Origin of the sequence: Microvirga flavescens (assembly GCF_003290125.1) — a bacterium.
Lineage (GTDB): Bacteria > Pseudomonadota > Alphaproteobacteria > Rhizobiales > Beijerinckiaceae > Microvirga > Microvirga flavescens.
Window position 1 is genome coordinate 94,356 of the sequence record NZ_QMKH01000001.1, and the last position, 14,286, is coordinate 108,641.

At 62.1% G+C, this 14,286-nt stretch carries 10 protein-coding genes and 1 riboswitch; of the genes, 7 read left to right on the forward strand and 3 right to left on the reverse strand.

What is annotated here, in order from left to right; all coding sequences use genetic code 11:
* Positions 1-184: 184 nt before the first annotated feature.
* The 4 genes from DQW91_RS00390 (at position 185) to DQW91_RS00405 (ending at position 6,111) form a co-directional block, all read left to right on the forward strand.
* A complete protein-coding gene (locus DQW91_RS00390) occupies positions 185-2,524 on the forward strand; it encodes a Tex family protein (RefSeq protein WP_112661618.1) in 2,340 nt (779 codons plus the stop codon).
* Positions 2,525-2,671: 147 nt separating this feature from the next.
* Positions 2,672-2,777, forward strand: a riboswitch (TPP riboswitch).
* Between the two features lie 66 nt (positions 2,778-2,843).
* Positions 2,844-3,848 (forward strand): thiamine ABC transporter substrate binding subunit, encoded by a 1,005-nt coding sequence (gene thiB, locus DQW91_RS00395; protein ID WP_112661619.1) that lies wholly within the window; start codon positions 2,844-2,846, stop codon positions 3,846-3,848.
* Positions 3,849-3,854: 6 nt separating this feature from the next.
* The gene (locus DQW91_RS00400; RefSeq protein WP_112661620.1) at positions 3,855-5,429 is read left to right on the forward strand and encodes an ABC transporter permease subunit; all 1,575 of its coding nucleotides are present in this window, start codon (positions 3,855-3,857) and stop codon (positions 5,427-5,429) included.
* Positions 5,416-6,111, forward strand: a complete 696-nt coding sequence (locus DQW91_RS00405; protein ID WP_112661621.1) for a thiamine ABC transporter ATP-binding protein — start codon at positions 5,416-5,418, stop codon at positions 6,109-6,111. Before DQW91_RS00400 ends, DQW91_RS00405 begins: the two co-directional genes overlap by 14 nt.
* A gap of 7 nt (positions 6,112-6,118) precedes the next feature.
* Here the strand turns inward: DQW91_RS00405 and DQW91_RS00410 are convergent, their stop codons facing one another.
* From DQW91_RS00410 to DQW91_RS00420, 3 genes are read right to left on the reverse strand one after another with little or no spacing between them, the layout of a single operon-like run.
* On the reverse strand, positions 6,119-7,777 hold the full coding sequence (locus DQW91_RS00410; protein ID WP_112661622.1) for an ABC transporter permease subunit: 1,659 nt from the start codon (positions 7,775-7,777) through the stop codon (positions 6,119-6,121).
* Positions 7,774-8,775, reverse strand: a complete 1,002-nt coding sequence (locus DQW91_RS00415; protein ID WP_112661623.1) for an ABC transporter ATP-binding protein — start codon at positions 8,773-8,775, stop codon at positions 7,774-7,776. The genes DQW91_RS00410 and DQW91_RS00415 overlap by 4 nt, the downstream gene beginning before the upstream one ends.
* 13 nt (positions 8,776-8,788) lie before the next feature.
* Entirely contained in the window at positions 8,789-9,784 is a 996-nt protein-coding gene (locus tag DQW91_RS00420) for an ABC transporter substrate-binding protein (RefSeq protein WP_112661624.1), read from the reverse strand.
* Between the two features lie 93 nt (positions 9,785-9,877).
* Between DQW91_RS00420 and hisN the strand changes: the two genes are divergently transcribed.
* From hisN to DQW91_RS00435, 3 genes are all read left to right on the forward strand, one after another.
* Positions 9,878-10,663, forward strand: a complete 786-nt coding sequence (hisN, locus tag DQW91_RS00425) for a histidinol-phosphatase (protein ID WP_245410850.1) — start codon at positions 9,878-9,880, stop codon at positions 10,661-10,663.
* 195 nt (positions 10,664-10,858) lie between these two features.
* A complete protein-coding gene (locus DQW91_RS00430; RefSeq protein WP_112661626.1) occupies positions 10,859-13,159 on the forward strand; it encodes a putative bifunctional diguanylate cyclase/phosphodiesterase in 2,301 nt (766 codons plus the stop codon).
* Between the two features lie 228 nt (positions 13,160-13,387).
* On the forward strand, positions 13,388-14,284 hold the full coding sequence (locus tag DQW91_RS00435; RefSeq protein ID WP_112661627.1) for a glucosamine kinase nucleotide-binding domain-containing protein: 897 nt from the start codon (positions 13,388-13,390) through the stop codon (positions 14,282-14,284).
* The last annotated feature ends 2 nt before the right edge of the window (positions 14,285-14,286 follow it).

The following is a 14,286-nucleotide window of genomic DNA, read 5'->3' on the forward strand; positions in this document are numbered from 1 at the left end:
GGGCGGACAGGGAAAAAGGGGGCGCTTCCACTACCCGCCTTCACGCTTCCCGCCAAGCCCTTTTGAGCCTCTTCGATCCAAGGGGAAATAAATCTTTGGCCGGGATAGCCGCGTCCCGACCCGTTGACCCGCCTCCGGTGCCACCGTAGAAGCCGCCCCTTCGACGGGTTTGGGAGGTTCCTTCATGCTATCCATCGGTCAGCGCATCGCGGGCGAACTGAATGTCCAGGAATGGCAGGTCAAGGCGGCGGTGGACCTTCTCGACGGCGGCGCGACGGTGCCCTTCATCGCGCGCTACCGCAAGGAAGTCACGGGCACGCTGGACGATGCGCAATTGCGCACGCTCGATGAGCGCCTGCGCTATCTGCGCGAGCTCGACGATCGCCGGAAGGCGATTCTCGACAGCATCCGCGAGCAAGACAAGCTGACCGATGAACTCGCGGCCCAGATCAACGCCGCCGAGACCAAGGCGCGCCTCGAAGATCTCTATCTCCCCTACAAGCCCAAGCGCCGCACCAAGGCCCAGATCGCCAAGGAGGCGGGCCTTGAGCCGCTGGCGGACCTTCTCCTGAGCGAACCCGTCCGTGAACCGAAGGACGCCGCGGTCGCCTACATCAACACCGAGAAGGAGGTCGCGACGGCGGAAGCCGCCCTTGAGGGCGCGCGCGCGATCCTCGTGGAACGCTTTGCGGAGAACGCCGAACTCGTGGGGGCTTTGCGCGACATCTACTGGCAGCGCGGCACGCTCCGTTCCAGCGTGCGCGACGGCAAGCAGACCGATGGCGCCAAGTTCGCCGACTATTTCGATTTCGCGGAGCCGCTGACAAAGCTCCCCTCCCACCGCATCCTCGCGCTGTTTCGCGGCGAGAAGGAAGAGATCCTCGATCTCAAGATGGAAGAGGACAAGGACAGCGCCGAAGCGCATTATGTCAGCCCCTATGAGGGTCGCACCGCCGTCACCTTCGGCATCGCGGACAAGAGCCGCCCCGGCGACCGCTGGCTGCTCGACACCGTGCGTTGGGCGTGGCGCACGAAGCTGCGCTTCTCCATCGAACTCGACATGAAGATGCGCCTGTGGCAGCAGGCGGAAGAAGAGGCGGTGAAGGTTTTCGCCGCGAACCTGCGTGATCTTCTTCTCGCCGCTCCTGCCGGAACACGCGCGACGCTCGGCCTCGATCCCGGTTACCGCACCGGCGTGAAAGTCGCGGTGGTCGATTCCACCGGAAAGGTCGTCGCGACCGATACCATCTACCCGCACGAGCCGAAGCGGCAGTGGGATGAATCGATTGCCGTGCTCGGGCGTTTGTGCCGCGTCCACAATGTCGAACTCATCGCCATCGGCAACGGCACCGCCTCCCGCGAGACGGACAAGCTCGCGGGTGAACTCGTCTCGAAGTATCCCGATCTGAAGCTCACCAAGATTATGGTGTCGGAAGCCGGCGCATCCGTTTATTCAGCATCCGCTTATGCGAGCAAGGAATTGCCGGGACTGGATGTGTCCTTGCGCGGAGCCGTCTCCATCGCGCGGCGCTTGCAGGACCCGTTGGCGGAACTCGTGAAGATCGACCCGAAATCCATCGGCGTCGGGCAATACCAGCACGACCTTGCCGAGTTCAAGCTCTCCCGCTCGCTCGATGCGGTGGTGGAGGATTGCGTGAACGCTGTCGGCGTTGACGTGAACACCGCCTCCGCGCCGCTGCTCTCGCGCGTGTCAGGTCTCGGTGAATGGGTCGCGCAGAACATCGTCACGCATCGGGATGCAAACGGCTCGTTCCGCACCCGCAAGGACCTTCAAGGCGTCATGGGCCTTGGCCCGAAGACGTTCGAACAGGCGGCGGGCTTCCTGCGCATCCAGAATGGCGACGATCCGCTCGATGCTTCCGGCGTGCACCCGGAATCTTATCCTGTCGTGCGGCGCATTCTTGAAAAGACCAAGAGCGACATCAAGGTTCTCATCGGTAACGGCGGCGTTTTGAAAAAGCTGCGGCCTGAGGAATTCACCGACGAAACCTTCGGCGTTCCGACGGTGAAGGACATCCTCGGCGAGCTGGAAAAACCCGGCCGCGACCCGCGCCCCGAATTCAAGACGGCGACCTTCATGGAAGGTGTTGAAACGATCAACGATCTGCGCCCCGGCATGCAGCTGGAAGGCGTGGTGACGAACGTCGCCGCCTTCGGCGCATTCGTGGATATCGGTGTGCATCAGGACGGCCTCGTCCACATCTCGGCGCTCGCCAACACCTTCGTGAAGGACCCCCGTGATGTGGTGAAGCCGGGCGATATCGTGCGCGTGAAGGTGCTGGAAGTCGACAAGCCACGCAAGCGCATCGCGCTCACCATGCGCATGGACGATTCTCCCGAGCGCCAGGCGGCAAAGCCCGCGCGCGACGGCGCGTCCGCGCCGCGCAACCGGGATTTCTCGAAGAGCGCCCCCCGCGATGCAAAGCCCGCACCCGGCGGCGGAGCCTTGGCCGATGCGCTGCGCCGCGCCGGCATGGCGGCGGACGGCAAGCGCAAGAACTGAGCGCGCGAGCAAGACTCAGGACACAATTTCAGCGTCGGGGCTGTAGGCCCCGGCGTCTTCGCCGCTGCCCAAGCGTAGCCGCCCTGTGCTTTTCCCCGCTCTCGGCATAGGCCTTCTTGTTTCCGGCCCTAATCTATCCTAGAAGAGCCTCGTCTCACGGGGGGCCCATTCCGGGCTGAGAGGTGGCGCCGCCACCGACCCGTCGAACCTGATCCGGGTTATGCCGGCGGAGGGAATGAGCATGCGATATCGCAGAAAAACTGCGCCCCACGCGATTTGTGCCGCCGTCCCGGTCTTCTCACGCATGGGAGCGTCACTGATGTTCAAACGGTTTCTGACAACTCTTGCCGCGCTTGTTCTGGCCACGGGCTTTGCCCATGCCCAGACAAAGCCGGTTCTCACCATCTACACCTACAGCTCTTTTGCCGGGAAATATGGCCCGGCCAAGACCATCAAGGAGCGGTTCGAGGCCATCTGTAATTGCGAAGTCAACTGGGTCACGGCAGAGGATGCCGGCAGTCTCGTCGGCAAGCTTCGCCTCGAAGGCCAGAGCACGAAGGCGGACGTCGTCCTCGGTCTCGACATGAATCAGGCGGCGGAAGCCAAAAGCCTGAAGCTCTTTGCGCCGCACGACACGCAGGTGAGCGGCCTTTCCCTGCCGATCCAATGGCAGGACGACACGTTCGTTCCGTATGATTGGGGCTACTACGCCTTCGTCTACAATGCCGACAAGCTACCCAACCCGCCGAAGAGCCTGAAGGAACTGGTGGAGAATCCCAACGGCCCAAAGGTGATGCTGCAGGACCCGCGCACCAGCGCGCCGGGCCTTGGCCTTCTGTTGTGGATGCGCAAGGTTTACGGCGACAAGGCGGATGACGCCTGGGCGCAGTTGAAGCCGCGCATCGTCACCTTCACCAAGGGCTGGTCGGAAGCGTACGGCCTCTTCCTCAAGGGTGAGGCGGACATGGTGATGTCTTACACCACGTCCCCCGCCTATCATGAGACTGTCGAGAAGAAGACGAACTACAAGGCCGCGAGCTTCAGCGAGGGCCATTATCTTCATGTCGAGCTTGTCGGCATGACGAACACCACGAAGCAGGCTGAACTCGCCAAGAAATTCATGGCTTTCGTGCTGACAGAACCCTTCCAGTCGGCCATTCCGGAAACCAACTGGATGATGCCTGCGAAGAACCCGCCTTCGGGTCCGCCCGCAGTGTTCAAGGACGTGATTCAGCCCACGAAGTCGCTTCTCTTTACGCCGGAGGAAGTGCTGCAGAACCGCCGCGCCTTCATCGACGGCTGGCTCAACGCAACCTCGCGCTGATCCCTGATGCGACTGACGCTGCCTCATCCCGGGAGCCTCGTGGCGCTCGCCATCGCGGCTCTCGTCATCGGCGGCTTCAGCGCCCTTCTCATGATCGATGGCGAGAAGCCCTCCCTTCTCGCCATCGGCCCTTACCTCACCCGCGTGTTAATTTTCTCGACGACGCAAGCCGCGCTTTCCACGCTTCTGTCGATCCTGCTCGGCGTTCCTTTGGCGTTCGCTCTCGCGCGGCGGCGATTCATCGGCCGGGAGTTCGTCCTGTCCGCGCTCGGCGCGGTGATGGTGACGCCAACGATCGTGACAGTCTTCGCGGTTCTCGCCGTTTATGGACGCAGCGGATGGCTTGCGAGCCTGCTGAAAGCCCTCGGCTTCTCAGGCGATTTTTCGATCTTCGGCTATCCCGGTATTCTCATCGCGCATGTTTTCCTCAATGCGCCTTTCATCGCGCGGCTCACGCTCGATGCTTTGGACACGGTGCCTGCCGAGCAATGGCGGCTCGCGCAGTCTCTCGGCTTTTCGCCGCGCCAGATCTTCCGCCATCTCGACTGGCCTGTTCTGCATGCTGAACTTCCCGGTGCGGCCGTTCTCCTGTTCCTCGTTCACTTCAAGAGCTTCGCCATTGTGCTCGCCCTCGGCGGCGGGCCGTCGCGGGCGACGCTCGAGGTTGCGATCTACGAGGCCTTGCACGTCGATCTCGATTTCGGGCGCGCCGCGTGGCTGGCGCTGATTCAGGTGGCGATCTGTCTTGCGTTGACGCTGACGGTGAACCGCCTCTGGACGCGCCCTCCCGTAAGCCACACCTTGCGTTCCACGATCCTGCGGCCCGACGCGGCCGATCGAAGGCTGTACATTCTCGACATCGGCATTCTGAGCGCGAGTCTTCTCCTCATCGCGCCGCCGTTCTTGAGTTTGCTCGCAGGCCTGAGCCACGTTGCTTCGGTTCTCGATGCGGATTTCGCAAAGGCGCTTGTCACGAGCGTCGTGATCGCAGGTCTTGCGGCCTGCATCGCCTGCATTCTCTCCCTCGCCCTCGCCTCTGCCGCGCGTCGTTTGCGTCTGGAAATGCGACTGCCGAGAGCGGCGGAGATCTACGATCTCTTGCCGAACGTTCTACTCGCCATTCCACCCTTCGCGCTCACGGCGGGACTCTTCCTGATCGTGCGCCCCTTCATTGAACCATCCTCCGCCGGCCTCATCCTGCTTCCGCTCATGAACGGGTTAGCGGCGGTGCCTTTCATCTATCGCTTCTTCGGCCCCAAGCTCATGACGGCGGGCGAGCGTTACGGACGCCTCTCGGCATCACTCGGATTGCGCGGTTTCTGGAAGCTGAGGATCATGGACTGGCCGATCCTGCGGCGTCCGCTTGGTGCGGGCTTCGCCATCGCGATGGCGCTCTCCTTCGGTGACTTCGGCATCATCGCCCTGTTCGGCGGGCCTGAGCTGCGCACCCTGCCCTATCTTCTCTATGAACGCCTCGGGGTTTACCGGCTCGATGAAGCCGCCGCCATCGGGCTTCTCATCGTCATCGTCTCCTTTGCCCTCGCTTACCTGTCCGGTCGCTTGTCCAATGCTGCTGATTGACCATTGCCGCCTCACCTGGCCCGACTTCAAGGCCAACTATTCGCTTCGCGTCGAGACGGGGGCGCTCTGCGCCGTCGTCGGCCCCTCAGGCGGGGGCAAGACCACCCTGCTGCACATGATTGCTGGATTCGAGAAGCCGGAGAGTGGAACCCTGTCCCTCGATAGCCACGATCTTCTGCCCCTTGCGCCGAGCGAGCGGCCGGTCGCACTGGTTTTTCAGGACCACAATCTCTTCCCGCACCTGCGGGCCGATGAAAATGTCGCGCTGGGCCTGAAGCCCTCGCTCAAACTCTCCGCAGATGAATGGCTTGCGGTCGCCGAGGCTCTCGACGCCGTCGGTCTGAAGGGTTTCAAGAAACGCCGCCCCGGCGAAATGTCCGGCGGCCAGCGCCAGCGTGTCGCGCTGGCGCGCGCTCTCGTTTCGGGCCGCCCGCTCATTCTGCTCGACGAGCCGTTCAGCAATCTCGATCCAGGTTTGCGGCGCGACATGATCGAACTTGTCGATTCGCTACGCCGCAAACGGCATGTCACGGTGGTGATGACCATTCACACGCCGGAAGAAATCGTCGATGTCGCTGACCAGATGGCCTTCGTCGCCAACGGCGAGGTGATCGCCTCCGGCACACCGAAGGAGGTGCTGCACAATCATCCCGATCCGCGCATCGCCGCTTTTTCCGGCTGATGCTTCCTCAGCCTTTGCGCTTCAAAAGCCAAAGGCTCGCACGCATGAGGAGCGAAGCCGCAACGACGATGGCCATCGTACAGGTGGCATAAGCCGCCGCCTGCGAGGTGAAGCCCGCCTCATCAAGGCGCATGATCGACACCGAAACCACGCTGACCGACGCCGTGACGAGGAAGATCACGGCAGAAAGCGTCACCATCGAGCGCATGAACATGAAGAAGAACACGGAGACGAGCGTCGGCGCCATGTAAGGAACGATCACATCCCGCAACAGGCGGGGCTGGCTTGCGCCGAGGCAGGACGCCGTTTCCTCAAGCGTTGGCGGCACCTGCCGCAACCCGGTCATCGTGGTCAGGAAGCCTTGTGTCCAGTAATGCGTGACGTTGCAGATCGCGAGTAACGTCGCCGTTCCGTAAAGCACGTAAACTGGCAAGATCGGGTTGTTGAAGGCGAAGATGTAGGCGAGGCCGAGCACGAGCCCCGGCACGGCGGCAGGCAACAGGCAGATGAAATAGATCGGCTTTGCCGCCGCGCGCGGCAGATGCTGCATGGCGATGCCGAGTGTGAACAGCAAGGCCGTTCCGATGACACCGGCGATCACCGAGATCTGCACCGTGGTCCAAAGCGGATCGTACCCGCCCGCCACCTTCACCGCATAATGGCGCAAAGTCAGATCGAACCTGTACGGCCAGAGCCAGACGAAGCTGCCATACACGACGATGACGACGGTCACGATGGGCAGGAGCGCGACAAGCCACGCGGCGACAGTCATCACCACATCACGCCGGGGCGTGAAGACGGGCACAAGCGGCACGGCGGAATCGCTGACAGAACCGAATTGCCGCTGGGATGCGACCCGCTCGAGATAAAAGGCGATGACGGTCGGAAACAGGAGCAGGATGCCGACAACAGCGCCCAGGTTGAAATTCATCTGCCCGACAACCTGATTGTAGATCTCGGTCGCAAGGATCGCATAATCCCCGCCGATGGTCGCCGCGTTGCCGAAATCCGTGATGGTGACCGTGAAGATGATGAAGCCGGCGCTCAGCAGGCCGAATTTGATGTTGGGCAGGGTGATATCGATGAACTGCCGGAACCCGGACGTCCCGAGAATCTCGGCGGCCTCGTAAATACGCGCATCGGCGGCGCGTAGCGCGGCACCGATGATGAGAACCGCCTGCGGTAGCGCATAAAGCCCATTGGCGATCAACAATCCCCAGAAGCCGTAGATGTTGATCTCGAGCCCCGTCGCCTTCGTGAGAATGCCGTTGCGGCCAAGAAGGAAAATCAGGCCCAGGCCCTGCACGAGCGAAGGCGCGAGAAGCGGCAACGACACAGCGCCGATGAGAAGCGCGCGTCCCGGCACGCGGCAGCGATGGACGGCGTAGGCAACCACAAGGCCACAGGCCAGCGCCGCTATTGTGGTTGCAAGGCTCATGACGAGACTGTTGATCGTCGCACGCCAGAAGCTCGGCGCGTTGAGGATCTGGATGTAATTCGCAACCCCGATGTTGCCATCCTGCTGCGTGATGCTGCGAAGGAAGACCGTCGCCAGCGGATACGCGAAGAAGATCGCAAGCGCCGCCAGCGGCACCACGAGGCAGAGCCCGAGAAAGATCCGGTCGATGTCGAATTCCCGGCGAGCCGGAGCGGCGGTGCTGCTCATTGCGGCGAAACCCAGGTGCAGTTTTCGGCTGAAATGTGGATGCCGACTTCGGCTCCCGGCGTGAGCGTCGTGCGGCCAGTTTCCTGAACGACGAGCATGCCGCCACCCCATTCGATCTGAAGACGGGAGAGATTGCCGAGGAACTGCACCTCCCTCACCCGAGCTCCGCGCAAGTCAGGCCGGATGACGATATCCTCGGGCCGAATGCACGCCACATGATCGTCAGGCGGGGTCACTCCGCCGAGCAGGTGCGCCGCCCATTCCCGCACGAGGGCCTGATCGAGCAGATTGCTGACGCCCATGAAATCGGCCACGAAGCGGTTCTGCGGACGCGTATAGAGTTCGTCCGGCGTGCCGACCTGAGCGATGCGCCCATGCTGCATGCACACGATCCGGTCGGCGAGCATCAACGCCTCCTCCTGATCATGCGTGACCATGATGGTGAGAATGCCGAGACGCTTCTGCAACTCGCGGATCTCTCCACGTAATTCGGTGCGCACCTTGGCATCGAGCGCCGATAACGGCTCGTCGAGCAAAAGCAATTTCGGATCGACCGCGACGGCCCGCGCCAGCGCCACGCGCTGCTGCTGCCCGCCGGACAATTGATATGGATAACGGTCCGCCAGATGCGACAGGCGAATGAGGTCCAGCAATTCTCCGACGCGCTTCTTGATATTTGCCGGTGCTGCGCCGCGGATCTTCAGGCCGTAGCCGATATTGGCGGCGACCGTCATGTTCGGAAACAGCGAATAGGCCTGAAAGACGATTCCGAAACCGCGATTGCGGGCGGGAATACGCGTCAGATCCTCGCCCCCGAGAAGGAGACGCCCGCTATCCGGCTGCGAGAGACCGGCGATGAGACGTAAGAGGGTTGTCTTGCCGCAGCCGGAGGGCCCGAGGAGGCAAACGAATTCCGGCGCCGCGGCGGTGAAGGAAACGCCGTCGAGGGCGACGACGTTTCCGAACATCTTCGTGATGTTTTGAAGCTCAAGCTGCATGGCAGCTTTCCCGTCAGCGGCCAATCTCCTTCTGCCACCGTTCCAGAATGGCGTCCCGCTCCTTCGCCGACTTCGCGAAGTCGATCGGCAGGAGAACCTTGGTCACGTCCTCCGGCAGTCCGGCCTTGATCGAAACTTCGCCCGGCTTGTAGCCGGCGGTCGTCACGATCTCCTTGTACTTGCCATAGATGCCGGCGGCGTCATTGGAGAGCGTCCAGTCAAGGAACTTCTTCGCATCGGCCGGGTTCTTCGACGTCTTCATCAGCGCGGAAGCCTCAAGCTCGTAGCCCGCGCCGCTCGCTGGGATCACCATCGTGACGGGGAAGCCTTCCGCTACCGACTGGATGCCCGCGAAAGCGAGCGATGTGCCGACGGCGAACTCGCCCGCGCGGGCCGCCTTGCATGGGCGGGAGCCGGACTTGATGTATTGCGCGACGTTGGCATCGAGATCCTTCAGGAACTTCCAGCCCTTTTCCTCGCCCATCTGCTGCAGGATGCCAACGACCTGAAGATAGCCCGTGCCCGACGAAACCGGGTTCGGCATCACCACCTCGCCCTTGAACTTCGGATCGAGCAGATCCGCCCAATCCTTGGGCACCGGCAATCCCTTCGCCTTCACGCGCTCATTGTTGACGCAGAACGCGGCCATGTAGCCGGTGGCCGCAAACCACTTGTCATCCGCCGCATGATAGGGTTGCGCCAGCTTGTCGACGCCCTTGGCCTTATAGGGCTCGAGCAGGTTGAGGATGCGCGGGTCCATCATGTTGGTGACGGCCCAACCCCAGATCACGTCATGCTGCGGATTGGACGCTTCCGCCAGGATGCGCGCGCCGAGATCACCGGTGGAGAGGCGCAGAACCTTCAACTCCACATCAGGCAGCGCCTTCTTGGCCGCCGCCGTGTATTCGGCAATCTCATCTTCCTCGAGTGCCGTATAGGCAGTTACGGTGCCAGCATGTGCCGTTCCCGTGAGCAGTAAGCTCAATGCGAAAGCATTCCAGAATCTCATAGTGACTTCCCTCTGCACTTGATATGCTTATGTAATTACGTGTCAGCATTACAAATGAATGACAGCTTGTCCATAACCCTTCAGGATCATTTCATGCGACCCGCCGAACGGACTGATCTCACCGCCATTTCCGCCTTCGCGGAGAGCCTCGCCGAGCTGGCGACGCCGATCGCGCTGAAGTACTTCCGACAAAGGCTCGCCGTTGAAACTAAGGCGGATTCATCGCCCGTCACCATCGCGGATCGCGAAATCGAACTGGCGATCCGCGATCGGATTCGCGAGCGCTTTCCCGAGCACGGACTCTTCGGCGAAGAGCACGGTTTCGAAGATGCCGGGGCGGACAAGATCTGGGTCATCGACCCTATCGACGGCACCAAGAGCTTCATCTCCGGCATGCCGACCTTCGGCACGCTCATTGCCTATTTGGAAGGCGGTACGCCTTTGGTCGGCGTCGTCGATCACCCCGCATTGAGCGAGCGCTGGGTCGGCAGAGCGGGCGCGCAGACGCTCCACAATGGCCAGCCGTGCCGCACGAGCGGGCGCAAGAGCCTGCCGGATTCCATTCTTTTCGCCACCACCCCCGATATCTTCGTCGGAGAAGACAACGACAAGTTCGAAGCGGCGAGCCGGGCGGCGGCTCTCCGGCGCTTCGGGGGCGATTGTTATGCCTATGCGCTTCTGGCAAGCGGCCATATTGATGTGGTGATCGAGGCGCAGTTGCAGCCCTACGACTACCTGTCCCTGGTGCCGGTGATCGAAGGAGCGGGAGGGGTCATCACCGACTGGTCGGGCAACAGTTTGAGCCTCAACAGCGACGGGCGCGTGGCTGCGGCTGCAACCCCGGCGCTTCATGACGAGGTGCTGTTGAAGCTCCGGTAACCAGGCAAGGTCTCAATTTTTTCGCCGAACAAGCCTTTGGCCGCTAAATGCGTGGAAAAGCGCACCTCCCGAGGTCTCGGGGCCTGTTTTAAGCTTGTCCGTAACATCGTTTAGCGAAACTTTACGAACCGGCATTTCCATAACGCACCTCCCGGCCACCTTGTCCGGGGGCGATTTAATTTATTTCACAAGATCATGTCCGATACCGTAACCCAGTCCCTTTCACCCATCGGCGGGGAATTCAAAGACCCCGGATGCGAGGCCGTTTTCCAGGCCGAGCGGCTTCCCGAGAAATTCCGGCATATCCGCCTTCTCTTCATTCTCTCCGCTCTCCTTAATACCCTCTTCCTCATCAGCGATTGGCGCTTTTACGGCGAGCCACATTTCCAGGTTGCGTTCTCCGCAAGGCTCACCGTCATCGCCATCGCGTTGGCCTGCTACTTCGCCGCAAGGCGGGCCACCGGCTTTTGCCAGGCCGAACGGGTGATGCTGGCATGGGAGTGGATCAACGCCATCGCCGTCGGCTTCCTGGTCAGCTCGCACAGCGATCTTGCGCTTCTCGTCGTGTTGATGCTGCCGTCGATCTACTATCTCGCCGTGCCGACATCGTTCCGATGGTCAGTGGCTTCGGGCATCGGCTGCAGCGCCATCATGCTCTTCGGGTATGTCTGGCCTGAAGGAGACAAGTCGGATCTGGTCGGCCTCATTCTGGCGATGGTCATGCTCAACCTCGCCCTCATCCTCGTCGTCTCGCGCTCGAACCGCCTGGGGAGGCTCGAATGGCTCGCCTTGCAGGCGGAGCGCCGAGCCAAGAACGAGCTGGCCGAAAGCCGGGCGATGTTCGAGTCCCTGTTCCGGACCGTGCCCCTGCCTCTCGTCGTGGTGAGGGAAGATGGCAGCTTCATCAATTTCAATGACGCGGCGGTCGCCTTTTTCGGCGCAACCAGCCAGATGCTCGGCATCCAGTCCGTTCGCGAGTTCTATGCAAATCCCGAGGACAGAGACAACTTCCTGTCCATCCTGCACAAGGAAGGCCGCACCGTCGATTTCGAAACGACAGTCCGCACGGCTGACGGGTCGCTTCGCAATGTTCTCATTGCCGGCACGAAATTCAAAACCGGCGGCGAGACCTATATCATCTCGGCGCTCGTCGACATCACGGACAGAAAGGCCGCGGAGGAGCGCGTCTGGCGTGCGGCCAGTCACGATCCGCTCACCGATCTTCCGAACCGCGCTCTCTTTCAGGGGCGCTTCGAACAGGCGCTCGCGGAGGCGCAGCACAATAGCCACAGCCTCGCCCTGCTTCTGATCGACCTCGACGACTTCAAGTCGATCAACGATGCTCTGGGGCACGATGCGGGTGATGCCTTCCTGCAGGAAATGGCGCGACGCCTGCGCAAGCTGGTCTCAAAGGACGACACCGTCGCGCGCCTTGGCGGCGACGAGTTCGTCGTGATCCTTCATTCCGATGCAACGCCTGAGGGCACGCTCTCTTTCGTCAAGACGATGCTGGAGGAATTGCGCCGACCGTTCCTCTTCAAGAGCGAAAACATTTCAGGCCGCGCGAGCGTCGGCATCGCGATTTACCCTGAGCACGACACGAGGCCATCGGAGCTCTTGAAGGACGCTGATCTCGCGCTCTACAGCGCCAAAGCCAAGGGCCGAAACCGCGCCGCAATCTATTCCCCCGAAATGCGTGACACGATCGAGCGGAAGGTGACGCTCGTGCGGGAGATTCAGGACGCCGTCACGCAGAATCTCATCGTCCCCTACTACCAGCCCAAAGTGAACCTCTTCACGGGAGACATCATCGGCTTCGAGGCCCTCGCCCGGTGGGACCATCCCACACAGGGGCTTCTGGCTCCGATTTCCTTCGCGGCGGCTTTCGAGGATCCGGAGCTTTCGATTGCCGTCGGCGAGCACATGATCCGCCGTGTGGCGGAAGACATTCGCGCATGGCGCGAGCAGGGGATCATGTGCGGGCGCATCGCCGTCAATCTCTCAACCGCACAGTTCAACTGGGTTGGCCTTGCAAGGCGCTTCCTCGAAATCGTCCAGCGGGCGGGCGTCGATCCCAAGCAAATGGAAATCGAAATCACCGAGACTGTTTTCCTCGGCCGCAGCTCGCTGCATGTAGCGACCGTTCTCAAGCAGTTCCACGACAGCGGCGTCAGGATCGCCCTGGACGATTTCGGCACCGGCTACGCCTCGCTCATTCACCTCAAGCAGTTTCCCGTCGACGACATCAAGATCGACCAGAGTTTCATCAGGGATGTGGAGCACGACACGGAGAGCGCCGCCATCGTCAACGCCGTGCTCGAACTCGGCAAGAGCCTCGAAATGGACGTGATCGCGGAGGGCGTCGAGACAGAGGGGCAGGCGGAATTCCTGCGTGAGCACGGCTGCCTCTATGCGCAAGGCAATCTCTACGCGCACCCCATGCCCGCAAGCGAGGTCGCTCCGTTCCTGGTTCGCGGCCTGAAGGTGGCTGTCTAGAGAGGCGGCTCTCAAGTGACCTTATACTGGTATCGGCAACGCTCCGCAGCAACCGAACTGGCGCATCTTTGCGGCAAGCAAGACCGCTCTCGCCTTTATCCAGCAGCCTGATAGAGCCGGAGAGGCTGTTTTCCCATGCGCGGCCCCTTCACGAACTGGATATTAAGTGGCATGGTAGCGGCATCATTTGCGCCGCAATCCCAGATTGAGCACCTGTAGACCCTGCACATGAGTGAATTCCTGTTCATCGGCATCGACGGCGGCGGCACGTCTTGCCGTGCGCGATTGCGTGATGGGCAAGGAAACCTCCTGGGTGAGGGAAGCGGCGGCTCCGCCAACATCCGACTCGATCCGGATCTTGTTTGGAGCTCCATTCTCACCGCCTGCCGGGCGGCCCTCTCGGCGGCGGGTCTTGGTGAGGACGCTTTCACGCGGACCCGCGTTGGATTCGGCATGGCAGGGGCCGGCCAGAAGAGTGCTGTCGACCGGCTTTTGTCGCGGCCACATCCCTTCGCGGCGGTCGCCATCGACACGGATGCCCACACCGCCTGGCTCGGCGCGTTCGGCGGCAAGGATGGCGCAATCATCATCGTCGGCACCGGCTCGTGCGGCTACGGCGTTGCGCGAGGCAAACGCTTTCAGATCGGCGGCTGGGGGTTCGAGATTTCGGACGAAGGCAGCGGCGCGGTGATGGGGCGCGAGGCCTTGAGGCGCGCCCTTTGGGTCCACGATGGCCTCTCCCCCGCAAGCTCGCTCGCCACGGAAATCCTTGCCGATTTCGGCAACAGCCCGCAGGTCATGGTCGATTGGGTCGGACAGTCCCGCCCGAGCGACTACGCGCGCTATGCGCCGATCGTCCTGAAACATGCGGCGGAGCGCGATTCGCTCGCAACCGCGCTCGTGGAGCATGCCGCCGGCGGCATCGCCCGCATCGCGGACCGCTTGCTCGATCTCGGCGCGCCTTCCCTTTGCCTGTTCGGCGGCCTTGGGGAGCCGCTCAGGCACTGGCTGCCGCCTTCCGTTCAGGACACCATCGTGCCGCCCCTGTCGGATGCCCTGGACGGCGCCATTCTTCTGGCGCGGCAGGCGGAACCCCAGGTGGAACCCAAAGCCGAGCGGATGTGAGA

Bases quoted from the DNA above. Each gene is read 5' to 3' on its own strand.
- DQW91_RS00420 (WP_112661624.1), bottom strand. From the start codon at position 9,784: ATGAGATTCTGGAATGCTTTCGCATTGAGCTTACTGCTCACGGGAACG.
- DQW91_RS00405 (WP_112661621.1), top strand. From the start codon at position 5,416: ATGCTGCTGATTGACCATTGCCGCCTCACCTGGCCCGACTTCAAGGCC.
- DQW91_RS00410 (WP_112661622.1), bottom strand. From the start codon at position 7,777: ATGAGCAGCACCGCCGCTCCGGCTCGCCGGGAATTCGACATCGACCGG.
- DQW91_RS00415 (WP_112661623.1), bottom strand. From the start codon at position 8,775: ATGCAGCTTGAGCTTCAAAACATCACGAAGATGTTCGGAAACGTCGTC.
- DQW91_RS00430 (WP_112661626.1), top strand. From the start codon at position 10,859: ATGTCCGATACCGTAACCCAGTCCCTTTCACCCATCGGCGGGGAATTC.
- DQW91_RS00435 (WP_112661627.1), top strand. From the start codon at position 13,388: ATGAGTGAATTCCTGTTCATCGGCATCGACGGCGGCGGCACGTCTTGC.
- thiB (WP_112661619.1), top strand. From the start codon at position 2,844: ATGTTCAAACGGTTTCTGACAACTCTTGCCGCGCTTGTTCTGGCCACG.
- DQW91_RS00400 (WP_112661620.1), top strand. From the start codon at position 3,855: ATGCGACTGACGCTGCCTCATCCCGGGAGCCTCGTGGCGCTCGCCATC.
- hisN (WP_245410850.1), top strand. From the start codon at position 9,878: ATGCGACCCGCCGAACGGACTGATCTCACCGCCATTTCCGCCTTCGCG.
- DQW91_RS00390 (WP_112661618.1), top strand. From the start codon at position 185: ATGCTATCCATCGGTCAGCGCATCGCGGGCGAACTGAATGTCCAGGAA.